Annotated in this window: 16 protein-coding genes, 2 tRNA genes and 1 pseudogene; 10 read left to right on the top strand and 9 right to left on the bottom strand. The window is 41.5% G+C overall.

What is annotated here, in order from left to right; translation table 11 throughout:
• The first annotated feature begins 259 nt into the window (after positions 1 to 259).
• The 3 genes and pseudogenes from DFP82_RS04335 to DFP82_RS14930 form a co-directional block, all read left to right on the top strand.
• On the top strand, positions 260 to 1,159 hold the full coding sequence (locus DFP82_RS04335) for an ABC transporter permease (protein WP_110922507.1): 900 nt from the start codon (positions 260 to 262) through the stop codon (positions 1,157 to 1,159).
• A gap of 31 nt (positions 1,160 to 1,190) precedes the next feature.
• A complete protein-coding gene (locus DFP82_RS04330) occupies positions 1,191 to 1,985 on the top strand; it encodes an ABC transporter ATP-binding protein (protein ID WP_110922506.1) in 795 nt (264 codons plus the stop codon).
• Positions 1,986 to 2,076: 91 nt separating this feature from the next.
• Positions 2,077 to 2,265 (top strand): annotated as a pseudogene (locus tag DFP82_RS14930) (hypothetical protein); the annotation flags it as partial.
• Positions 2,266 to 2,292: 27 nt separating this feature from the next.
• Here DFP82_RS14930 and DFP82_RS04320 read toward each other — a convergent pair.
• Together DFP82_RS04320 and DFP82_RS04315 are read right to left on the bottom strand one after the other, a co-directional pair.
• The gene (locus DFP82_RS04320) at positions 2,293 to 2,688 is read right to left on the bottom strand and encodes a VOC family protein (protein WP_110922505.1); all 396 of its coding nucleotides are present in this window, start codon (positions 2,686 to 2,688) and stop codon (positions 2,293 to 2,295) included.
• Between the two features lie 279 nt (positions 2,689 to 2,967).
• The gene (locus DFP82_RS04315; RefSeq protein WP_110922504.1) at positions 2,968 to 3,576 is read right to left on the bottom strand and encodes a LysE family translocator; all 609 of its coding nucleotides are present in this window, start codon (positions 3,574 to 3,576) and stop codon (positions 2,968 to 2,970) included.
• A gap of 147 nt (positions 3,577 to 3,723) precedes the next feature.
• Here DFP82_RS04315 and DFP82_RS04310 point away from each other — a divergent pair, with 147 nt between their 5' ends.
• The 7 genes from DFP82_RS04310 to DFP82_RS04285 all read left to right on the top strand — a co-directional run bounded on the left by DFP82_RS04310 (position 3,724) and on the right by DFP82_RS04285 (position 11,739).
• Entirely contained in the window at positions 3,724 to 4,614 is an 891-nt protein-coding gene (locus DFP82_RS04310) for a LysR family transcriptional regulator (protein ID WP_110922503.1), read from the top strand.
• Between the two features lie 417 nt (positions 4,615 to 5,031).
• A complete protein-coding gene (locus tag DFP82_RS04305) occupies positions 5,032 to 7,380 on the top strand; it encodes an FdhF/YdeP family oxidoreductase (RefSeq protein ID WP_110922502.1) in 2,349 nt (782 codons plus the stop codon).
• Between the two features lie 112 nt (positions 7,381 to 7,492).
• A complete protein-coding gene (fdhD, locus tag DFP82_RS04300) occupies positions 7,493 to 8,434 on the top strand; it encodes a formate dehydrogenase accessory sulfurtransferase FdhD (RefSeq protein WP_110922560.1) in 942 nt (313 codons plus the stop codon).
• A gap of 949 nt (positions 8,435 to 9,383) precedes the next feature.
• Positions 9,384 to 11,024 carry a sodium:solute symporter family protein gene (locus DFP82_RS04295; RefSeq protein ID WP_220034716.1) on the top strand — a complete coding sequence of 547 codons (1,641 nt, stop codon included), beginning with the start codon at positions 9,384 to 9,386 and terminating at the stop codon, positions 11,022 to 11,024.
• Between the two features lie 107 nt (positions 11,025 to 11,131).
• Positions 11,132 to 11,266 carry a putative transporter small subunit gene (locus DFP82_RS14755; RefSeq protein ID WP_220034714.1) on the top strand — a complete coding sequence of 45 codons (135 nt, stop codon included), beginning with the start codon at positions 11,132 to 11,134 and terminating at the stop codon, positions 11,264 to 11,266.
• 188 nt (positions 11,267 to 11,454) lie between these two features.
• A tRNA-Cys gene (locus DFP82_RS04290) sits at positions 11,455 to 11,528 on the top strand.
• A gap of 124 nt (positions 11,529 to 11,652) precedes the next feature.
• A tRNA-Leu gene (locus DFP82_RS04285) sits at positions 11,653 to 11,739 on the top strand.
• 361 nt (positions 11,740 to 12,100) lie between these two features.
• Here the strand turns inward: DFP82_RS04285 and DFP82_RS04280 are convergent.
• From DFP82_RS04280 to DFP82_RS04250, 7 genes are all read right to left on the bottom strand, one after another.
• Positions 12,101 to 12,850: a DUF6708 domain-containing protein gene (locus DFP82_RS04280; RefSeq protein WP_146221324.1), complete on the bottom strand. Its 750-nt coding sequence runs from the start codon at positions 12,848 to 12,850 to the stop codon at positions 12,101 to 12,103.
• A gap of 371 nt (positions 12,851 to 13,221) precedes the next feature.
• Positions 13,222 to 14,418: a DUF6708 domain-containing protein gene (locus DFP82_RS04275; RefSeq protein ID WP_110922499.1), complete on the bottom strand. Its 1,197-nt coding sequence runs from the start codon at positions 14,416 to 14,418 to the stop codon at positions 13,222 to 13,224.
• A 165-nt stretch (positions 14,419 to 14,583) separates the two neighbouring features.
• Positions 14,584 to 15,738, bottom strand: coding sequence for a DUF6708 domain-containing protein (locus DFP82_RS04270; RefSeq protein WP_110922498.1), 1,155 nt, complete (start codon positions 15,736 to 15,738; stop codon positions 14,584 to 14,586).
• Positions 15,739 to 15,799: 61 nt separating this feature from the next.
• A complete protein-coding gene (locus DFP82_RS04265) occupies positions 15,800 to 16,999 on the bottom strand; it encodes a DUF6708 domain-containing protein (RefSeq protein ID WP_110922497.1) in 1,200 nt (399 codons plus the stop codon).
• A complete protein-coding gene (locus DFP82_RS04260) occupies positions 16,996 to 19,626 on the bottom strand; it encodes a T6SS effector BTH_I2691 family protein (RefSeq protein ID WP_110922496.1) in 2,631 nt (876 codons plus the stop codon). Before DFP82_RS04260 ends, DFP82_RS04265 begins: the two co-directional genes overlap by 4 nt.
• An 18-nt stretch (positions 19,627 to 19,644) precedes the next feature.
• Positions 19,645 to 20,565, bottom strand: a complete 921-nt coding sequence (locus DFP82_RS04255; RefSeq protein ID WP_110922495.1) for a hypothetical protein — start codon at positions 20,563 to 20,565, stop codon at positions 19,645 to 19,647.
• A 54-nt stretch (positions 20,566 to 20,619) separates the two neighbouring features.
• Entirely contained in the window at positions 20,620 to 23,382 is a 2,763-nt protein-coding gene (locus DFP82_RS04250) for a contractile injection system protein, VgrG/Pvc8 family (protein ID WP_110922494.1), read from the bottom strand.
• Positions 23,383 to 23,385: the final 3 nt, after the last annotated feature.

Here is a 23,385-nt window from a genome sequence, read left to right as displayed (position 1 = left end):
ACCCAGCTACTGGTATACGAGCTGGGTTATTTTTAATGTGATATAAGCATTAAAACCGAATTTCGAACCAAGGTATTTTATGCTCATTCCTCATAGGAAGATGTTTTGGTTTACCCTAACCGCAGATTGCTTAATCTGTTAAATTCACCGCTTAGCCGTTTGGGTTATATAGGCTTATAGGCAGCATGCTTCATACCTTTGCTACTTTTTGCTTGTGATAATAATCGCTAAACGCTTGATGATAACCGACTAATATCTTATGTCCTTAATTGCTTTTTTTGGTGCGCTTGAAAGCGGTCTAATTTATGGCCTTGTTGCACTTGGCGTGCTGATTTCATTTCGTACGCTCGACTTTCCCGACTTGACCGCTGACGGTAGCTTTCCGCTAGGTGGCGCAGTCGCTGGTATATCCATCATCGCTGGTATCAACCCATGGTTGGCCTGTGCCTTTGGTATGTTAGCAGGCTCCGTCGCTGGTATCGTTACTGCATGGTTGCATGTCAAACTTGGCATACTGCAATTACTTGCCAGTATTTTAGTGATGGTTGCCCTATATTCTATCAATTTACGTATTATGGGCGCGCCAAACTTACCGCTATTGGGCGAAACCACGGTGTTTAGCACCTTGGTGACCGATGGTAATGGCTATTGGATGCGCTGTTTGATTATTGGTATGGTTGTGATGCTTGCCATGCTGTTTTTAAACTGGTTCTATAGTACCGAGACTGGTCTTTCGATGCGTGCGACTGGCTCAAACCTAAAAATGGCGCAGGCTCAAGGTATTAATACCTCATGGATGACCATCGTTGGTATGGCAGTGTCTAACGGTTTGATCGCTTTAGCGGGTGCATTGTTCGTTCAGACTCAGGGCGGTGCAGATATCTCAATCGGTATCGGTACGATTGTCATTGGTCTAGCAGCGGTCATCATCGGTGAAACCATCATTCCGGCCAAGCGCATTTGGCTGATTACTTTTGCTGTGGTCGTCGGTGCTGTGCTGTACAAGCTATTTATTCAGGTCGCCCTATCGAGTGATACGCTGCGTAGTATTGGCTTTGGCCCGCAGGATTTGAACTTGATTACAGCGCTACTCGTCGTATTTGCCTTGGTATTGCCAAAAGCTAAAAATAAATTTTTAAGTCGTAAAGTTCGAGCTTAATGTCAATGTGCAACCATAAGGAATAATTATTATGATGCAAGCTACAGATTTGCGGTTGACCTTTAATCCCGGAACGCCCATTGAAAACCCTGCACTACGCGGTATCAATTTAAACATTGCCGATGGTGAGTTTGTGACAGTCATCGGTACCAATGGTGCTGGTAAATCGACCTTTCTAAATGCCGTCAGTGGCACCACGCGCGTCGATAGTGGCTCAATCCTATTAAACGGTATTGATGTCACCAAAAAGACTGCGCATCAACGTGCTCATTGGGTTGCTCGTGTGTTTCAAGACCCAATGGCGGGAACTTGTGAAGCGCTCACTATTGAAGAAAACATGGCGCTTGCCTATAAGCGCGGCGGCAAACGTGGTTTGAGCTTTGCGCTGAACCCAAATAACCGAGACTTGTTTAGAGAGAAACTCTCAGTCCTAAAGCTTGGACTAGAGAATCGCCTGACTGACCGTATGGGACTGCTGTCTGGTGGTCAACGTCAAGCAGTAAGCCTATTGATGGCATCGTTACAGCCATCTAAGATTTTATTGCTTGATGAGCATACAGCCGCACTTGATCCAAAGACAGCGGCTTTTGTCTTAGAGTTGACCGATAAAATTGTAACGGACAACAAGCTGACCACGATGATGGTCACGCACTCTATGCAGCAAGCTTTAGCACATGGTACGCGCACCGTCATGCTGCACCAAGGCCAAGTCGTATTAGACGTCGCTGGTGATGCTCGTAAAGGTATGACTGTGCATGATTTACTCGATATGTTTGAGCAAACACGCGGCGAAAAAGTCGAAGATGATAGCTTGATTTTAAGCTAACTTGCAAAACAGCTGCATTTGAATGCTAAATAAAAAACGCCTGTTAAATGGGCGTGTTGAACATTAGGAGCAAAAAAATAGCAAACGAGTAATCTTTAAGTTCTCACACAAAAAAGACGTCGTTTGCTATGCCTTTCTCAAAGAGCAACACTGGACAAGACTAAGGTCTATATTACTAGAGCTTAATATCTATGACACAGGGAATCTTAGACAAACGGTCGAAGGCGTACTGTATCTTATGCGTGTCGGCTATCCTTGGCGTGATCTATCCTCCTCATTTTTAATCATCATAGTCATTATATAAATTTTATAAAGAATGACAAACGGCTTCAATTTTATTTCCTGAAGGGTCGATAAGAAAAGCGGCATAATAACCCTCATGATACTCAGCTCTAAGCCCAGGTTTCCCAGCATCACGTCCACGATTAGCGATGCCTTGAGCATAAAAGGCATCCACTTTTTCTCTTTCATCGACTCGAAAACACCAATGATTGGCAGTACTGTTAGTGGAGTTCTGCACTTCAAAGATAGTTAAATAACTATGGTTATGAGAAGACGACCTGTTTCGAACACCATATCTTAATGCATCAGCTGATTGCCCTACTTTCTCGGCTCCTAAAATAGGCATGATAGCATCGTAAAATTTTTCAGCATTATTTAAGTTGGCAACCGATAGTGAGATATGATCAATTTGTAGCGTCATGAAAGTTCAACCTTAAAGTTATTAGAGTGTTAGGGTGTGTTATCAATTAGCACATTAATACATTATTTATCTACAATTTTTCTTATTTTAAGCCTCATAATCTAATCAATGACACACCCTAGGTGATTTAAGAATAAATAAGCATAATAGAGACACTTCTCTACTTTGCGCAAAAGCTTTTAATACCTATCAGCCGCAATGCTTACATTAATTTCCATATCTCCGGAACTAAAACCCCTTCCATATCGATAAAGGCAACTTTATTCATATTTAATTCCTTTAGTTTAAGTTTGCAAAGAGCAAGAACACACCTAATAGACCTAATATAAAACCAATGACACGATTAATTGCGACTTGCTGCTTTAGCATTTTTTCTCTTAGCGTCCGTTGAGAGAACAATAAAGCCACCAAGGCGAACCACATGAAGTGAGCCACAGACATAAACAATCCATAACCGATTAAAATAGACTTTGGGGTACTAGCACTAACAATCTGTGTATACGTACTAATGACAAACAATGTAGTTTTGGGATTCAAAGCATTGGTAAAAAAACCATAGCGCAATGCTTGTCCGGAACTGATGCGCGCAGAAGCGCCGACGTCATGTACAGGCTTTTGTGTGAATGTCTTATAACCAATATAAATAAGATAAAGTGCACCAAGATATTTTATGATTGTCAAAAAATTTGGCGCAAGCTTCATGACAATCGCAACAGCTACTAACGTATAAGTCACATGCACTAAGACACCTAGCGCTATACCAATAGACGTTAGCACACCGACTGAACGCCCGTATAGGTAGCTATTCTTAGTAACAATAGCGAAATCAGCCCCAGGACTAATCACAGCAAGAATGGTAATCATGATAACGGTAAAAAATTCTGTCATTTAATGAACTCTATAAAGAAAATACCAATATATAAAGAGTTTTATCTTTATATTGGTTTTTTCATATTATTAATTTAAGTGCATTCTCCTACATTTACAGATAAACTAAAATTGAGTTTATTACATCATCATCTATGAGTTTTTGGCATGATAGAAAAAATATCGTTGAATTCATTAAGGTTCTTTTACTACGTTGCAGAGCATAATAGTGTGACGCTTGCTTCTCAGAAACTGTTTGTGACACAAAGTGCAGTGAGCAAACAGATTAAGAATTTGGAAGATGCTTTAGGTGTATCTTTATTTAACCGAGTCAATAAGAAACTGGTACTCACAGCCAATGGCAATCTACTTTTTTCTTGTTGTCAGCAAATTTTTGCGAAATTAGATGACTGTCTTGTAGATCTAACGAGACAAGATCATCGAAAAAAGCAACTGGTACTCTCCTGTGAACCCACTATTTCAATGAAATGGTTAATACCACGTTTGGCTGAATTTAATTCATTAAACTATGGGTTTGAAATTGTATTACTGACGGGTGGCGGAATAGTAGACTTTCAAGGGAAATCTATCGATATTGCTTTGCGCAGAAATGATTTTGAATGGGACAAAAATATATTTCATGAGAAAATTATTGAAGAATACATAGTCGCTGTCCGCAACCCTAGAACTGAACCAACGAATACCCTATTACTGACTTCTTCTCGACCAAATTTTTGGCATCACATAAATAAATCTAAGTTAGTCAGTAGCGAGATTTTATCGTACGAGACTATGGTGTTAGAGCACTTTTACTTATGTATTGAGGGATGCTTAGCTGGTTTGGGAACCGCTATTGTTTCAATGTTTATGGTGGAAAAAGAACTTTCGCATCACTTTTTAGAATTAATCCATCCTCCAATGGCAGACAGCTCGTCTTATCATTTATTGTCTTATCACCCTTTTTACGAAGATGAGAGAAAAGTGATGTTTAAAAATTGGCTGAAAAAAGAGATGCTGAATAGCAAAATGCAGTTTATGGAAACTTTGCAATGCGTATAGAAATTATATCGTGATATTTCGCCAATACTTGCATTTTGTTATAAGTAAAAAAATATATTGAGTAAGATGAACCGCCCCAACTTTATCGGAAACTTAATATTCCGAGAAAATTGACTATATGAGATTCAACCCTCTTCGAAAAGGTGCTCGGTATTACTCACTTTATGGATTTAGGCTATAGAACGCCAAGACAGATGTGGTTTGACTTTTATTATCAGGCTACGTAACTAAAATCTCCCAAGTGAATGTCTACAGATTTGACAGCATAGGTCACTTATCAACCTTTGAGAACACTCAATCTTCTCAAAGGTTTTTTGTTATCTATAGTTACTGATTCTACAAATTTCTCGCTCATCATTATATAGTTGTCGTCTATAACAACAACTTATCCATCACCATGTATCTATGAGGTTTATCATGCGCAAAATTCCTGTCTACTCCCACCCTGCTGCTGGTTGGCCTGCGCTGTTTTCCTCTACTCGTAAACTGATGGACTATCAAACTTTTTTGCGTGGCAGTGTCAGCGTATTCAAAAGCAACCAACCTCAAGGCGGATTTGATTGCCCAGGTTGTGCTTGGCCTGATCACAAGTCACACAAAGCTATCGACGTCTGTGAAAATGGTATCAAGGTCATCGCTAGTGAAACCATGACCAAAAAAGCAGATGCACAGTTCTTTGCGCGACACACCGTCACTGAACTACAAGGGTGGACAGGCTATGAGCTAGAGCATAGTGGCCGCTTATCAGAGCCGCTATATTATGATGCCGCACAAGACCGCTATGTAGCGATCTCTTGGGAGATGGCTTACCAACGTATCGCTGAACAATTCAAACAACTGAGCTCGCCAGATGAGGCGCTCTTTTATACTTCAGGTCGTGTCACCAACGAGCCAGCCTTTATGTACCAACTGTTCGTACGCTGTTTCGGTACTAATAACCTACCTGATTGCTCAAACATGTGTCACGAGCCAACCTCGGTCATGCTAGGAAGGCAGTTAGGTATTGGTAAAGCGACGGTCAAGTTAGAGGATTTTGAGCAAGCCAAACTTATCTTGATGTTTGGACAGAATCCAGCGACTAATCACCCACGAATGCTTGAGATGCTTGCCCATGCTCACGAGCAAGGATGTCGAATTATTTCTATCAATCCCATGCGCGAACAAGGTCTAAGTAAATTTAGAAACCCGCAAAAACCCACACATATGACAGCAGGCCAAAGCAATGACATGGTCGATGAAGTGGTTCAACTTCAGATCGGTGGCGATGCGGCGTTATTGACAGGTATCGCCAAATGGCTGATTGAAAACGATAAAATCAACCACGATTTCATTACCACTCATACATCAGGTTTTGAGCCAATAAAACAGTGGTTGGCAGAGCAATCATGGGCAGATATCGAACTTGGTTGCGGTATTCTAGAAACAGATATTATAAATTTAGCCGAGCTAGTTGCTGCTAGTCCTGCAACGATTTGCACATGGGGTATGGGCATCACTCAGCATGTACAAGGTGATGACAATGTCGCGATGATTACCAATCTATTATTATTAATGGGTATGATTGGTATTGATGGCGCAGGCGCGTCTCCTGTTCGTGGGCACTCTAATGTACAGGGCGATCGCACCATGGGTATCCATGAACGTCCTAGCAAAAGCTTACTGGACAGTCTGGAGCGTGTCTTTGAGCATCCTATGCCACAAGAGCATGGCTACGACGTGGTTACTGGGGCCAAAGCGCTTATCGCTGGTAAACTAAAAATATTTATGGGCATGGGTGGCAACTATGCTGTGGCAGCACCTGATACCAGTGCCATTGAACAAGCTTTAATGACAACGCAGCTTAATATATTCGTAGGTACCAAGCTAAATGAAACCATGCTGTACCCGGGTGCAAACAATCTAATCTTGCCGTGTTTAGGGCGTACTGAACGCATCGTGACGGCTAAAGGCGAGCAATTTGCAACCATCGAAGACTCTATGTGTCAGGTAGTACCCACTCAAGGCACGCTCAAACCTGTCAGTGATACCTTAAAGTCTGAATCGCAGATTGTGGCAGACATAGCCACTCATGTGCTTGGCCCTGACTCTACTATTCCTTGGCAAGCCATGAGCGAGGATTTTGACATCGTTCGTGACTATGTTGCCCAAGCTATCAATGGCTTCGAAGATTTTAATCATCGCATTCGCACTACTGAACGTGGCTTTCATTTATATCATGCTGCTCGCCATCGTATATGGAATACTGACAGTGGTAAGGCACAGTTCGAAGTACCCAAATACCCAATTACTTATGTCGCCGCACAAATGGCAGAAACAACATCAGCTCTTGAAGACAATGCGAGAAAAAATGGCAACGTTGATGACGATCAAAACGATGGACAAAAGATTTGGCAATTGACCAGTGTTCGTAGTCATGACCAATTTAATACGATGATTTTTGGCTATAAAGATCGCTATCGTCAAACCAATCGCCGTGATGTTTTATTGATGCATCCTGATGAAATCAGCCGCCTAGGCTGGCACGCAGGTGATAGTGTCATGGTATCTCGACAAGGTAATCCAAATGGTACTAGCCAGCCGCGTACACTAGGGCCACTGGTATTGACTGAAATGGATATTGCGTCTAATGCTGTTGCCGCCTATTACCCTGAATGTAACGACTTATTTGACTTAGACACGCATGCGCCCGATTCACACATACCAGCGTATAAATCAACGACGGTTGTCTTACAACGGGTCAATGCAAGCATCGCTGAGCCAGTATAGTAAGTGGGAAGTAGATCGTAAAATGATAACAATTGAGACCTATGTTAAAGAAAATGAGCGCACCAGTGAACAGCCGCATGAAAGCAATGTGTTTGAAAGCGTAAATACATCGATGACGCCACTGGTACGTACCCATTTATCAGAAAAGCATTACTATTCATCCGCTAACAACAACGATGACAACATTGCTCAAGTACATATTGATCGCCAACCCGCCAGTCTCGCTGTAGAGGCGGCGGTTGCCATCATTATCAATGGTATTCACTATGCGGTATTGATGGCAAGTCCGCATCAGCTAGAGTATTTAGCTGTTGGGTTTTTATTTAGCGAAGGCTTGATCCAACACAGCCATGAATTGCTTGATTGGGACGTCACTCAACTGACCGATACCGCAAGCTACCAACCCCTTACTCAAGAATCAGCTGATCTGGAATCAGAAGATGCTGAAGCAGAAAGCCTTGAACAAACCTTACAACAGCTACAGGACTATGATATTTATATCGTGGAACTGGTCTTAAACCAACGCTGCCATCAACGTATCCAAGCACAGAAACGTCAGCTCGCAGGGCGCACAGGTTGCGGCATGTGCGGTATCACTGGACTGGCACAAGCTTTGCCTGATTTGAGTAGTTACGCCCAAGATAATGTATCAAACGGCTCAAATAAAAAATCCACAACACCGAGTCTAGACGACTTATTAAAAATGCGACAACAAGTCGATGCCACACAACACACGCACCAACTGACAGGTGCCGTACACGCAGCGGCAACGATGCATCAGCAGCAGTTATATCTATTTGAGGATGTAGGACGTCATAACGCCCTCGATAAACTAATCGGTTGGCAACTGCGTCAAAAGGTCGATGTCGACTGTGTACTAATGACCTCACGCCTATCAATTGAACTGGTACAGAAATCTATCCGTGGTCGCATACCTTGGCTGGTTGGCATGTCTGCGCCTACCAGTACAGCGGTACGTGTCGCTGAGCGTTATGGATTGGGATTAGCAGGATTCTTACGTAACGATAGAGTGACCTACTACTCAGGCATTTGATCCATCATCACGTATTCTGTAATAAAGGCTAATTCATAGAACTAATGAATAGGTATCATCTTAAATTTACTCATATTAGCTTCTCGTAACAACTCTCAATACCACCCCTTTCACTAAACCTAGACTATCTATTGATGACTTCCCTTGAATGCTCCGACGTTCAAGGATAGGCCGTGTCCATATTTTAAAGATATTAATAAAAATAGGATAAGTTGCCGTCAAATGAGAAAGCTAGCGTAGATAATATCGAGACATTAACCAAATTTCTGACGTTGTTTGACAAGATTTAGTTACTTTTAGCACATTTAGATGGTAAGCAATTGAATTGAGGAAATACCCTCTTAATCTTGCATAACATTTGAGGTTGACGACATAATAGGTTACCCTAACCTCACGAACATGTTACATACACTTAACAGATCTGTAGTTTTATTTATTAATACCAAGTTCACTGTGCTGATTATTCACACAGTACTGGATTTGGTATTTAAATTACAGGTGATGCATCAATGCGATAGTTGAGTAAAAATCTCTTAACTATTGCTTATTACAGCTGATAAGGCTGTCTAAACCGAGCTCAGGTCATGCCCTCATGGCTTAGTGCTCATTCGTAATTCTGCTATAGACGCTCATCATATGAGCTTTCTTTAGCACTCAGCTACCTTTGTGTATGCCTATTAATAGCGTCATGGTTTATCCATGAAATGACGCCTATTGAAAGTAGCCCCTGTCATTTTGATTTAACACGATGTGAGTCATAAAACAGCGGCACGACACTTAGTACTTGCTCAACACTACAGTTGGTATTTTTGCTGTCTACATTAGCCACATACATCCAGTATGAGGGCTTTTTAGGCCATGTCGTATGCTCAATAGTTTGGAATAGATAATTTTAATAAACTTTATTTACTTAAAACAATTGCGAGGTATAAGTTTGAAAACTGAGTCATTGTTCCAATTTTCATCATTAACCATTATTTTATTACTACTAGCTTTTTATGGCGGCACTTACCTGCTTTCTTTGTTGATAAAAAAGGACAAAGAAACAACTTCTGGGTTTATGGTCGCAGGCCACGGTGTTGGCTTTGGTATGGGTGCGGCTAGTATGACCGCCACTTGGATTTGGGCTGCTTCATTTTATGCTGCGGCTACCTCTGGCTATAAATACGGCGTGTCAGGACCGATACATTATGGGTTTTGGGGAGCGTTGATGATTCTATTCATCTACCCTTTTGGTATGCGCTTTCGTGAGCTTGCCCCCAATGGTCACACGTTAGGCGAGCTCATCCATGCCCGCCATGGTTCATCAAGCCAATTAATTTTAGCAATATCTAATATTATGGGCAGCTTAATTAGCTTGATGGTCAACTTCACTGCTGCTGGAGCACTGGTGTCAGTCTTGTCACCATTATCGTTCCAAACCGGTGTGATGATCGCGGGTATCGGGGTATTGAGCTATACGTTGACGTCAGGCTTCCGTGCATCTGTATTTACCGACTTTGCCCAATTGGTCGCGTTGATGGCCATTGGTGTTGTCATTATCCCAGCAGTACTATTTGCGATGGGTGGGCCTGAAGTCATGGTTGAAGGACTGTCAAATCTGACATTGGAGCAACAAAACTTCTTTTCTTCTGAAGCATTCTTTCAGCAAGGCGCGCCCTATTTCGTTGCGGTATTGGCTTACGCTATCGGCAACCAAACCATTACCCAACGATTATTTGCGATTGATAAAACTAAGATTAAGGCTACCTTTGTCACAGCCACTGTGGGCTATGCAGGTATCGTCATTGGTCTAGGGATGATCGGATTGATGGCCGTCACCATCGGTATCGAACCACTCGATGGCAACATGAATAACCTGATTCCACAGATGGTGAGCACTTATCTGCATCCCGTCTTTATCGCATTATTCTTTATATTAGTGATTGGCTCATTGTCATCCACCGCTGATTCAGATCTGTCAGCGCTATCGACGATTATGATGGCGGATGTCTATGGTAAAAACATTGCCAAAAAAGGTCATGTTAAACCGAAAACTATGATGCTTGTCGGTCGTGGCACGATGATTGTCGCGACGGCAGCTGGATTGATTTTTGCCAGCTTTAAGCTCGATATTTTAGTGATGCTAGTCTTCGTTGGCGCATTATGGGGTGCAATCGTCTTTCCTGTCATTGCCAGTGTGTTCTGGAATCGCGTCACCAATACTGCTTTCACCTCAGCTGTCATCATCGGACTTCTTCTATTCTGTGTTGTACGCTTTGAATTACTACCAATTACGGGTTTCACTGCCCTATTCTTCGAGATACTCGCCAGTGTCGGTGGTGCTGTCGTGATTGGTCTGATGGTCTTTGGGTTCTTAGGTCGTAAGATTGGCATGGGAGCCGCTGCTATCGCGCTCGTACTGATGCTAATCTTTTCCACTGGCTTCCTACGTCAATACATGGTCTTACTGGCCTCACTGACTGCTTATGGCGCTAGTACTATTGTCTGTGTGATAGTCAGCCTGATGGGTGACGAACATTTTGACTTTGACTTAATTAAGCAGCGTGTGGATGACTACGATAATAAGCCTGATACACCACAAATTTAAATTGTCTTAACTGAAATTATTGAACGCAAACAGCGGTTGGTCAGTTTGTCATAGCGTCATCAAACTGATCATCCGATAACTATTAAAAGAGACTATAAGGAGATAGTATGGATAACGTCTTTATCTACGGCTCATATATTTTGATTTGGCCAGTGATTACGCTAGGGGTGCTCATATTAATTTGCACCGCAACCTATCGTGATATTAAAAAAGCAAAACGTGATAACAAGGATATCGTTTAGCGTCTCATCGCCATTATTTTTAGAAAACATCACTGAGCACTGGCTTGGTGATAGCGTCATAAAGCCTATTAATCGTATAAATAACTCTAAATTGGGGTTATTTATAGATAAGGTAGCAAATAACCTGTTTTTAATGAAAAAATCACTTGTAATTTATTATAGTTTTGCTAATATAGGCCACCTTGATTGGCTGGATGGCAGAGTGGTCATGCAGCGGACTGCAACTCCGTTAACGCCGGTTCGATTCCGACTCCAGCCTCCAATTATTTATTAACTTTACGTTAATTTAAGCTTGCATTATTATCATAATTGACTATAATAGCGAGCACTTATCTAGTAACTAGATGGTCTATCAGCTAGCTTACATTTTAGATAAAACAAGTTTTGCCCGGGTGGTGAAATTGGTAGACACAAGGGATTTAAAATCCCTCGCTAGCAATAGCGTGCCGGTTCAAGTCCGGCTCCGGGTACCATTACATTAAAAGGCTTCCAAGCAATTGGAAGCCTTTTTCTTATGCTTTAATATTTCTTATTGAACTAAATCTCTTCTTTAAACGCCCACTTCCTAGATGGTCTTCAGTAAGAATTTCATCTATATCTTTTGAAAACCATGCTTCTTTACATATCATAGGCTACGAGTAGTAGATTGTCTTGTGTTTGCATGGCAGAGTCAGTAAGCATTCATACAAACAATACCGTATCGATTTTAAAGTTATTAAATTATAGTTTGAGTCCATTACTTAAAATCAGTATTGATTTCATGGGTCTTCTAGACAACCCCCCTACTTATATTATTTACTCTTCAAATCAGGGACTGTAGTAGATAACTACTAGCTAAGCATTATAAGCCACTACCGCCCAAGCAAATAAACCAACGTTAATCGCGATCGCCACTATCCATCTGATATTCACTTGCCAGTTTTTACCTTGAAATGCCTTCTCCGCTTCTGGTGTAATTGGTTGAATAGGATACGGGTTATCTTGACCGTCCCATGTCAGTAACTTCTGCACATCGGGATGTAGAATCGCTCGTTTGACGCATTGATAATGACTGCCGTGAAATAAGTTCCCTAAAGCATAAAGTGAGCCTATAGCCAGCATGGCAACAACGGTGTCTCCAGTATGTTTCGTATTTATAGAACCCTCTCTTCGATAGATAATGTCGCTACAGGCAAATAATGATTTGCTAGTATCAGTAGGATAAGCCTGACATAACTTTGAATCTATCGGTAGCGCTTCACTCGGGCTTTCCATATAGGTGCGAATAAACGCCCATTGCACTCTTGGATTGACGTTATAGTCCTCTAACTTTAGATGATGGGTGATATCGCCTGTCTCAGGATCAGCGACATAAAGATTAAGGGGTGTATACGCCCGATTGCCTTTGTCTTGATGGAGGTCTGGATGGACGTCCTTGTAGTCTACTATTTTCAGCTCATAAGGCTGTCTGATTTTCCATAGCGGACGGTAGTAGTAAGCTATTTTTTGCTGCTGCTTTAAAAAGTAGTATTGGGTGCGAAACGGTTTCTTGGTAATGAATTGATAGAGGATTAGGACTAAAGGTGTGCAAAATACTATAAACATAAAAATGCCCAGTATTATGAACGATACAGTAAAACCAGATAACACGAAATCCTTATTTAATATGAACAGGAAGATAAAAGTGACAGAAAACATAAAAGAAGAAAAATAAACCCATCCAATAGCAAAATAAAAATACCAGAAATAAGCAGGAAAAAAGGTAAGGTAATCAGGGTTTATATTATGAATTTCTCTATTAAGGTAGCTGATATCATCTTCATTATCGTTAAGTAGCGTCTTGTCTATAGGCTGAGAGTATGGACGCTCTATAGGATTGTGAAGTTCACTGATGTGGGTGGCAAAATCGTTGCGTAGTTGCATTCAAAGCCTTCTTATTTTTATCTAAGCAGTCACATGCATAGTAAAAAATTTAATCACACTAAATGAAACCAATACAGTAGCGTATATGCCAGCCCTGTGTCATACCCCTTAATTGCCCCTATTATGTCAATAAAAAATGCAAAAACGAACAACATAATAATACCGAATAAAATAAGCGCGAGACTAAATACTAGCTTTTTCCAAATGGGTTGATTGGCATCTTCAACATTGCCTTCGGGCAAGTTTTTGTTTAAGTCATATGGATCGTTAGGATCTATCTGACATTCAGCTTCAATCTCAGGGCTAAACTTAGGGGTGATGCTGGTGTTGATAGATAATAAACGTCCCAGGTAACGTAACCAAGAAAAAGGTATTAGTAGGTATTCTGCTAATACAAGTCTAAATGTATTTGGATTCTCTTGATTAACGTGACTAGCATGATAGCCTAGCTTAACTCTTTGCAAAGACACTAATGGAGTTTCTCTCTTTTCATGTACAGGATGAACATAGCGAACAGCGCTTTTAACTTCTTTAAATTGCTTATCATTGTCTTCCATATATCTACGAACAAACTCGAAATGTCCTAGCAATGTACCTTCATCATGTCTATCTGCCCCTAAACTATTAACAAACGGTAAGCTAAACATCCCCGTAATAGTGACGCCATCATCAGCTAAAGTAATACCACGCACATCACCACCGTCTTTGTAGGTAGTGGCCATATAGAATTTTAGGTCATCCCAATCAAAAACTTGTACTTGGCGATTGGCTTGGCGAACATAAACCTTGCGTGTTTTTCGATTAAAGCGAATGGGAAGATAGGTATAGCTGAATAGCTCCGTTGAGAGTAAAGCCAGTAAATAAATAAAAACAACTATAAAGGCTAACGTTATGGCACTAGCCAATATCCCTAATAAAAAAGAGCCTGTTAGGAACTCGTCATACAGTATGATAAAACCTAAATAGATGACACCTGATATTAGTCCTAAAAAAAATAAACTGCCAAACGTGACATCACCTCGTATTCTATCCTGACGACCTGTTAGCTCCATATAAGTTGAATTAAACTGTACGACGGTGCGCTGCGGATAAAATGGTACGTCATAACTGTGTGCTTTATCTAGCCATTTGAAGTCCTTAATTTCTTGAACTCGTCCGCCTAAACCCACACCAAAATCACCACCGAATTTTTGATTGATTTCTTTATAACTAAGTTTGGTAAAGGGGTTTCTACCGTTAATATCTATCATTTAACTATCCTGTAGATCGATATCATCACCTACCACAGCACGATCAAATTGCTCTAATGTATGCTCAAGTGACCAAGCTTGAGAGTACGTTTCAGGCATTGATCCTCGTCTATATAGACATCCCCATTGTTTCTACCATCGCACAGCTCTGATGTCTTCAGATATCTAAATCCACCGAAACAACAGCCAATCCCACAGTATTTTAAAGAAGCTGGGGTAATCACCATGTGGTCGCGCAGCACCGATGATGTCAATAATGATGGCGAGTATCGATAAAGAAGCAAGCGTTGCAACTACCATCATCACGACATAGAATACTTTTTCTAATAAGGTAGCAGGCTTCATGAGCGCTGGTATCGGCGGGTTTTTATTTAAGTCAAATTTATCGTTGGGATCTACATCACATTGAACTTCTATCTCAAAAGGAAAATGCGGCGTGGTAGAAGTTAATACAGCTAAGCGACGTCCCAATAGCTTTAAAAACCAAAAAGGAATATTTATAGCAAATAACCAATCAAGTCTTATGGACTTCTCTGGATACTCTATATCCATAAACCGATAGTGATAATCAAATAAAGTACGCTGTACACTTTCTTTAAAGGTTTCTTTACGCTGATGGACGGGAAAGATATGACGGATACTACTGGCTACCTCAGCGAGCTCGCTATCATCTTTGGCAGACATATAGCGATTAACAAATTCAAAATGACCGTATAGTGCCTCATCTACATCAAGATAACGAAAAGGCAGACTAAAAGTGCGTTGGATAATACCCTTGTCATCCACATCGCTGCAGCGAATATCCCAAGGTGCATTGGCATCGGTCTGCATTTGTATCTTTAGACTACCCCAGTCATAGGTTTCTACTTTTTTATTGGCACCCATGACATAGACCTTGCCCTCTTTGCGATTAAAACGAACGGGAAAATAGGTGTAGGTAAACAGTTCTCTGCTAAGACGTCTTAATAATCCATAGAAAATAGCAAAAAGTATTGAAGTGAGAAGTATAAATGCAACAAAGTATAGACTTATACCATCTTGAATAAACATCATTCTTAGCATTAAAAAGAAAGTACCGATGCCAAATAATACAACTATCAAAATAAATAATTGACTCCAAACAATCTCGCCACGGATAAAGTCCCACATGTCTACCAGCTCCATATAGGTGCTATTAAACTGTACAACAGTACGCTGAGGCCGTAGCGGATAATCAAGCTTTTGATATGGGCGCAGCTCATGTTGTAAGTTATCTACTTTATAGGCTTTACCTAAGGTGTCGTAGGTTCCGTTCTTTCCGCGGCCTATTATGTCGATCATCGTTTTACTCACTCATTTTTTCAGAGTCAGGATCGCAGTCAAACAAAAAACATTGATTGAATTATAGCCACCCCAAACTAACCACATACCAGAGTTTGCCGACCATGCTTGGATAGTCACCATGTGGTCTCGCCGCGCCCATCAGATCTATTATAAAGGCGCCCACAAACATCATGACAATAGTTGCAATAGCAATACCGACACTATAAACCACCGTCTTCCACATAGGTTGATTGCGCTGCTCAAGATTACCTTCTGGTAGGTGTTTATTTAAATCATAAGGGTCATTGGGATCAATCTGACATTCCGCCTGAATATCTGAGCTAAAACGGTGACGGTAACTGGTCAGCATAGAAATCACTCGGCCTACATAGCGTAGTACTAATAAAGGTAGAATAACCAATGTCACTGGATGAAATCTAAACGTGCGTTCAGGATACTCTATATTTTCGTGAGAGTAATATAGTACATTGAGTATCAAGCGCTTAAATGACATGAGTGGTGTTTCACGTTTTTTATGAATGGGATAGATATAACGTATCGCTTCTTTGACTTCTTTTAGTTGCTGATCGTCACCCTCCATATAGCGACGGATAAACTCAAAATAGCTGATTAAACTTCGATCTGTGACATTGTTTTGAAAAGCAAGCGCAAACATGCCTGTCACGGTTTCGCCATCCTTATCAAAGGTGACCGCTCTGATGTCTCTGTCTTCACTAATATAGGCAATAAAAAAGGACAAGTCGTCCCAGTTATACACCTCTACTTTACGGTTATACTGACGGACATAGACCTTACGGGTTTTACGATTGAAGCGGATAGGATAATGCCATGTGGTAAATAACTCGGTTGAGAGTACATTAACTAATAGACCGTAAAACATTGTCATTATGACAGCAGAGTAAATTATTAAAATTAAAATTAAAATATTAAAATCATTGATTAAATTTACGAACAAAAACTTAGATTGACTAGTAATAAACAGCGCAAGCGCTCCTAACGCTAGCCCCCATCCTACCGCATCACCACGTCTTCTTTCATTGCGACCCGTGGTTTCTAGATAAGTTGAATTAAACTGTACAACCGTTTGCTGAGGCTGCAACGGCACCTCATAGATTTTATCTTTTTCTAGCGGCACTCTTTTACGGATGCCTTTCACATCATCAAGCTTTTGCCCAACTGCCTGATAGCCAGGGGTCAAAAATGGTGGCTTCTTGGTCAGTCGAAACCGCCCTTCCATATCTACAACATATCCGCTCATTTTTGGTTTTCCTCAATATCAATTTCTATGCCTTCAGAAGCTTTTTCCAGTTGTGCCTGCTCAAAGTCTAATGACCACCCGTTAGAATCCATACCCCAAATACCATACTTGACCCATTTTTCCAGTGGTGTTTCTTGGAACCACATAATAGCCAAACCAGCCACGATAGATATACCTAAGACAACCCATCCCGCTACTGGTACCCATGATGCAGTGGCGGCAAACATAAGCAGTCCTGTCGCACCAACACCTGATATTGCAGACGTGTAATACAAGCCTGCCATCAATATATCGCCATTCTCAGTATTTTCTTGAGCAGCTTTAATATCATAATAAGCAAAGACGGCTGCCCCACCAATATTTAATGCCCTAGCACCAAACTTTAGACTTGAGTAAGCGATTTCGGAACCTTCTACCATTCTAGTCAACTTCAGTTGCCTATGAATACTATTGGTTGATACCGATTCATAAAGCTCTATTCTTAAACCAACAACGTCAGCTCTATGTTGTACCACACCGCCTGCCAATATCGCGATACTTGCACCAAATTTATATAGTGGTTCTTTAGCCTCATTATCAGAAGATGCAATAAGGCCCTTAAATAAACTTAAACAACATAATACTTGTAAAGCGCCGCCTAAATTACCAATGCCTGACTGGGATGCTTGATTTTTGTAAAAAATTTTAAACTCATCAAATTGTAATTTACGATCGGTCATTATAGACTTCGCTATACCCACTGAACTCTTAGCACCGTTAGCACTAGATAAAGCATCTATATCTACAAAAACTTTTACTTTAGTAGATATTTTCTTATCTACGGTGATATCATCTTTTTCTAGTTGAGCTATAAATTGTGAAGCGGCATCTTTCAACTTATTGTTACTTGTTTGCTGACCACCATTTTTGCTTAGCTCTGTTTTGAGTAGTCCATAAACACCTTTGGTAATCTCTCTGAGATTGCCCTCAATAGTAACCACAGATAAAGGTCGTTTAGTAAATATACTCATCAATAAATCACTTCGCCCAAGCTGAATATGCGGGTATAAAGTACTGGTTGCTTTTGTTTCAGTACCAACTCTACGAACGTATAGGTAAGGGTCAAAAATAAGCTTTTCTAAGGTTATCGTAGTGCCATGTGTTTTTAGTTTTTCTAGATATTTCTCTCTAATTTTCGATAGTATTTCGCTTGCAGCGGCAGACCATGATAATGTAGTAATGCCCTCAAGAGTAATACCATCAGCAGTAGTGGCTGACTCAAATTTCTCAATCATAGCCTTATTATTGAAACAACAAGCTCTTCCTACGTAATTATAAGACTTTAATAGCGGATGAAAACTTAGCAGATAAGTATAGTATTGAGATATTTCTAAGTATTTACTAGTTGAGCCAATACCGTCTTGTACGGTTAGTGTATAACTGGCACAACTATCAATATCAACATCGTCAAAGTTATAAGTCATTTCATTATGTAATGTTGTTGAATACCATGTTAAGCCATAGGCTTCGATTATAGGTTTTAGTTGTTTCTCTCTATCTTCATTACTAGTAGCTTGCTTTTCTTTATATGAGGACAGCCACCTAGACATCTCATCATATCTAATGAGCTTCTTAAAGCCCTCTTCCCAATTATTTTTATAATAACCTTTTGCCAAATTTTCTTTCGAAGTCAAGAAGATGTGATTAGATCCATAGGGATTACTTAGAGATTCTAGCTTCCGTTTATCAGCATATGCTGGAGCATTTGATTTAATTTGATTTTTTAGATCAAGTATAGTGTTAGCAATAAATGCTTTATGATTCAGTGTATCAAAAGAATTAACAGACATACTTTTAAGTAGTTTTGAATCATGATAATCTTCAATATTGATCATCATTTCATTTAGATCAATCAGCTCTCCTATGACATCTTTAAAGAGCACCATTAAAACACGACTTCCTCCCTCTTCTGTCTTGATTAACGCTTTGCCAAGAGCTTCGTCTTCACTTGTTTTATCTGGACTATAGGGCTCTTTAGTCCATGGATTAATAACTTCTATCAAATATTCAGCGCTATAATACTGAGCGATTGGGTTTTCTCCTGCTCCGTCAGGGTCATACCTCCATAAATCATAACTTCCAGCATCTTGTGATTCAACACCTAAAGAAGCTGTGCTTTTAGATTTAGTAGCAGATACGGGTACTTCGATCATGTTATTAGTTTTAGCATCATCAGTATTATTTTTATGCCTATTCAATACTGTTTTTGTCCATTTGACAGGACTATAAGCTATCCATAACGTTTCAATATCGTTATTTGGATTAGGAATGCGGATAAAGCTATTTAATGCCGTGCAGTTACCTCCCTTTAAGCATGTTGAGTCTTTGTAAGGTAAGTCGGGCTCCTTTACAAGAGGTGGCGGACCTGATACACCAGTTACTGTAAAACCTTTAAGATAACGACCTTCGGTAACAACATAGCCATACCATTTACCTGTATCATCTAAAATATACATATAGCCTTCACGAAGTACTCTAGCTTTGAGCTTAGAATCAAGTACAAGTGCTGTTTGTTCAAATATATACCCCGAGCGCGCAGGAAATATCGTAATCCCTTCCGTTAAGCACTGCTCACACCTCTCTGCCATGACCTTTTTCCTTATCTTTTAATTATCTATTTCTGCTAAACCAAATTGTTCATAGCACTCATACAGCCATCTGTTCATCATCGTCATACGATCCACAGAATTGGTCAGATGCGTGGCAGCGGTTAGTTGAGTGTTTGCTTTGTCCAACCAACTAAGTAGTGCCTCATAGTGATTTAATATTAAATCGTTACCATCAATCACTTCTTTAGCAAAGAAGCGATTAAGCATACTGATATTGTCTAGCTGGTTTTGAGTGATTGGACAGTAGCCTAACTGATGTTGAATATAACTTTTAGAGTCAGCGATATAATGATGGATATTATCTACACTGTACCAGTCACTGCCTAATGGCAACCAGAGCCGCTTGGGATAGCCATAGCGATTGGCGATATAGTGGTGCTGTTGTAACGGTAAGAGGTGAATCAGCACTTGCGCGTCTAAGTAGCGAAAATGCTTTTTTTGACTGCCTTTCTGGATGATTTGGTTCAGTCCTAGTAAACGAGCGATTTGCTTAGCATCTGGTTTGGAGGCTTCTACATCAGCTGCATTAACTATTGGCTGCTGCCATTCAGGATCATCTGGTAGATACTCTTTTGCACTAATTCTTGTTTTATATGCCCTTATATTAGGGGCGGTATAATCCAGTAATGAGAGTATGCCGTGATGACGAGATAGCAGCTCACACTGCTGCAAATGCACCTCTAGTATATTACTGATGTCTGAGCTTAGCGTGACCATGACTGGACTATCGATCATATGATAGCTAAGCAATTCTTGTTGTAATGAATATATAGCGTCGGGGAAAGCAGAGTTAATCTCGCCGATCAGCTCTGTCTGGCTATGATGAATAATCATGACATCAAAGGTACTAAGCACCCTGGCGTCAAGCGTTTGCGTTTGTAAGCTTACGCTCAATGGTTTTTCTGGTTGGATAGTCATTATGCTGTCATGCTTTTATATCTGTGTGTGAGATTTGAGTAAAAGTCATTTTTATTATAAATCGGTACTAGCAGCATGATTGTCCTCAGCCTGCTCTGACAGTTTCTCACAAGCTTCAAACTGCACCTGCTTCATCATTAGGTTTTTAGCCTCACCACCCCCACTCCCTCGATCCACCTTACTTGCCTTATAGCCCACCTGACTTGGCGTAATAAACGTCACATTACCACCTGATATCTCAATACCACTGCCTGCTGCTTTTAGCGTCAGCGTATCAGGCGCGATGATCTCCATACTGTCTCGGCTATGGATGCGCAGCACTTGCTCACTGTCGAGTCGCATCTCGTTCTGATGCGCCTGTATGGTGACATCGCCATGAGCAGCGGTATGGGTTTGGGCTTTGTTTGAATAGTAATGGATATCACCTGCTACTAGCTGATTCATTTGCGTTTGACTATGATGATGGGTGCTTTCAGTGGCGTGGCTGTGCGTGCTCTGGGTGCTGGTATGTTGGCTATGCTGTCCACTTAGCATGGCGAGACGGCGCTGAGAGTCGATCAGCAGATTGGCTTGTTGCCACTGTCCTGCATCATCTAGTGCACTGTCATTAGTATCTTTGCTAAATTGACCGAATGCGGTTTGTTGCTCTCCTCCTTTGCTACTGCTTTGACTGCTGCCATCTATACCGACAGGTTGATGGGTTTCTGCTAGGCTTTGATAGGCTATTTGATGTTGGTCAGCAGTTTGTAGTTTGCTATGACTGTCATGACTCATATGAGGGTTTGATGAGGGGTCTGACTGGCTACTACTGATATGAATACCGGTGCTGCCTTGGATGTTGGCAGCGGCTTGGGTCTCGATACTGATGCCTTGTCCACGTGCTTGACCACGGGTATGGTCAGTGTGTTGGTAGAGATGACCAATGGTTAGGCTGGACTGGTAGCTGCTGCTATAGACGTTGATCTGTGGACTCTCAGGATGAGCGTCAAACATCAGCTGGTTGTAGCCATTAGTAACACTGTCTTTGGTCGCATCGCCTGTACGACTGCTGTCGATGCTTTGGGTTTTGATGCCGTCTATGGGGTAAGCATGGCTTTGGTTGATGAACCAAGCTGGACTGGTAGCGTCAAGGCTGCCTGAGTCACTGACGATGCTATTATGCTGAGCGTCAGAATTGCCTTGTCCATTATGGGTGCTACCGATGATGATGGGATGGGTTAAGTCACCACCGATGAAGTCGATGAGTACATGCTGTCCATGACGCAGAGGATGGGTCTGCCCCATGTGGTCGGCGACGAGATGACTGGCGATGGGTATCCAGTGGGTATCATCCTGACTATTGTCGCTATTATTATCACTGCCATTACTGTCTTCACCTTGCCAGTGATATCTAATATGGGCACGGTGGTTACGGTCATGGGTAATGGCACTGCTGTCTGTGTCTATGATGCTGGCACTCATAAGACCTGTGAGACTCGGATGCGGTTGCCCAAGCTCGCTCAGTTGCTGACCAAAGGGAATATGGTGATGATGTGGAAACGGTAGGTAGCAGGCATTGATATGATGGACGTTGTCGTTATTATTGTCATTGTCGTCATCATTGTCATGACTGGCATGATTGGCATTGGGCTGCAAGGTAGTAGGATCAAAGGCAACTGCACCCAACCAGTCTGCGGGAATATGATTGTTAATGTGCTGATGTATAGAGACCAGACTGAGTGGATCGGTCAAATAAGGGTTGCCATCGATATAGTGAGCGCTTGGCAAATTTAGATGACGGATGTTGCCTGTTAGGCTGCCAAGATTGGCAAGCTGCTGTGCGTGATGCTGGTAGCGGGTGGCAAGCTTGCTGAGTCCGTCGTCATTTAGGTGACTATGACTGTGCAAAAAGCGACTGTGACCATTGGGACTGTCCGAGTCGATAGGTTGTTCACTGGTGCTATTACCAGTATACGTGCCAATTAAGCGGTTGTCGTAACGATATAGGTCGCTCTGCTGAGTATGTTGGGCAACTTGCGGACGAGTAGCGGTGATGCGGTCTTGTCTGTCAGCGAGGTTGGCTGGATTTTGACTGAGGATGCTTTGAATGTCATTGGCATCAGGACGCAGTACTTCACCATCATGTGGTAGTAGCACCAGCGTGTGACTGTCCGCTTCGTGACGATAGTAGCCCGTGATACCGTAAAGAGTGAGATACTGCGTTAAGTAAGCGAGATCTGTTTGGTTATATTGCACGCTGTGCTGAATATGATAGACGCTGTCATCACTGAGACGTTCGTCAATCTCAACATTCATATCGTACGGGCTAAGAATATCGGTGATCAGCTCACTTAGACTGAGATGATGATGACGGCGGTTATGACTAGATAGGCGTAATTGATTCAAAGCGGGTTCGCAGATGATACGATAGGCGGCCATACCACTGTTGCTACCCAAAGCGACGACTTCGGTGATGATGCCGTGACGGATTTGGCTTGGCAGTAGCGCGTCGCCTGTATGCCAGTGAATCGCTAAACTCTGCCCTATCCAGTCTTTAGTATCCAGTCCTGCTTGCGGATGCAGTAGCGTAATGCTAATGCGATAGCCGCAATAGAGGGCCAGCTGACGCTGCTGATAGGATTGCGCTCGTTGATCTTGATGATAAGGGCTTGGGTAAGCATCGGGCGTTGGCATCAGCGCGGGCTTACTCCACACGCTATCAGGCAACGGCAAACCAAGCAAGCTCTCTATAAGGTCAGCTTGTTGAATAAGGCTAGTAGCAATATCAGGATGGGCACTACTAATTTGCAGATGCCGCTTCGTTTGAGTCCATACCATGAC

Source organism: Psychrobacter fozii, assembly GCF_003217155.1.
Classification (GTDB): Bacteria; Pseudomonadota; Gammaproteobacteria; order Pseudomonadales; family Moraxellaceae; genus Psychrobacter; species Psychrobacter fozii.
Note: the sequence above shows the minus strand (reverse complement) of the source record. Positions and strands in the feature narration are given on the sequence as shown.

What these genes read in the sequence shown, in the direction of transcription:
- DFP82_RS04335 (WP_110922507.1), top strand. Translation starts at nt 260, where the DNA reads ATGTCCTTAATTGCTTTTTTTGGTGCGCTTGAAAGCGGTCTAATTTAT.
- DFP82_RS04330 (WP_110922506.1), top strand. Translation starts at nt 1,191, where the DNA reads ATGATGCAAGCTACAGATTTGCGGTTGACCTTTAATCCCGGAACGCCC.
- DFP82_RS04320 (WP_110922505.1), bottom strand. Translation starts at nt 2,688, where the DNA reads ATGACGCTACAAATTGATCATATCTCACTATCGGTTGCCAACTTAAAT.
- DFP82_RS04315 (WP_110922504.1), bottom strand. Translation starts at nt 3,576, where the DNA reads ATGACAGAATTTTTTACCGTTATCATGATTACCATTCTTGCTGTGATT.
- DFP82_RS04310 (WP_110922503.1), top strand. Translation starts at nt 3,724, where the DNA reads ATGATAGAAAAAATATCGTTGAATTCATTAAGGTTCTTTTACTACGTT.
- DFP82_RS04305 (WP_110922502.1), top strand. Translation starts at nt 5,032, where the DNA reads ATGCGCAAAATTCCTGTCTACTCCCACCCTGCTGCTGGTTGGCCTGCG.
- fdhD (WP_110922560.1), top strand. Translation starts at nt 7,493, where the DNA reads ATGACGCCACTGGTACGTACCCATTTATCAGAAAAGCATTACTATTCA.
- DFP82_RS14755 (WP_220034714.1), top strand. Translation starts at nt 11,132, where the DNA reads ATGGATAACGTCTTTATCTACGGCTCATATATTTTGATTTGGCCAGTG.
- DFP82_RS04280 (WP_146221324.1), bottom strand. Translation starts at nt 12,850, where the DNA reads ATGTTTATAGTATTTTGCACACCTTTAGTCCTAATCCTCTATCAATTC.
- DFP82_RS04275 (WP_110922499.1), bottom strand. Translation starts at nt 14,418, where the DNA reads ATGATAGATATTAACGGTAGAAACCCCTTTACCAAACTTAGTTATAAA.
- DFP82_RS04270 (WP_110922498.1), bottom strand. Translation starts at nt 15,738, where the DNA reads ATGATCGACATAATAGGCCGCGGAAAGAACGGAACCTACGACACCTTA.
- DFP82_RS04265 (WP_110922497.1), bottom strand. Translation starts at nt 16,999, where the DNA reads ATGAGCGGATATGTTGTAGATATGGAAGGGCGGTTTCGACTGACCAAG.
- DFP82_RS04260 (WP_110922496.1), bottom strand. Translation starts at nt 19,626, where the DNA reads ATGGCAGAGAGGTGTGAGCAGTGCTTAACGGAAGGGATTACGATATTT.
- DFP82_RS04255 (WP_110922495.1), bottom strand. Translation starts at nt 20,565, where the DNA reads ATGACTATCCAACCAGAAAAACCATTGAGCGTAAGCTTACAAACGCAA.
- DFP82_RS04250 (WP_110922494.1), bottom strand. Translation starts at nt 23,382, where the DNA reads ATGGTATGGACTCAAACGAAGCGGCATCTGCAAATTAGTAGTGCCCAT.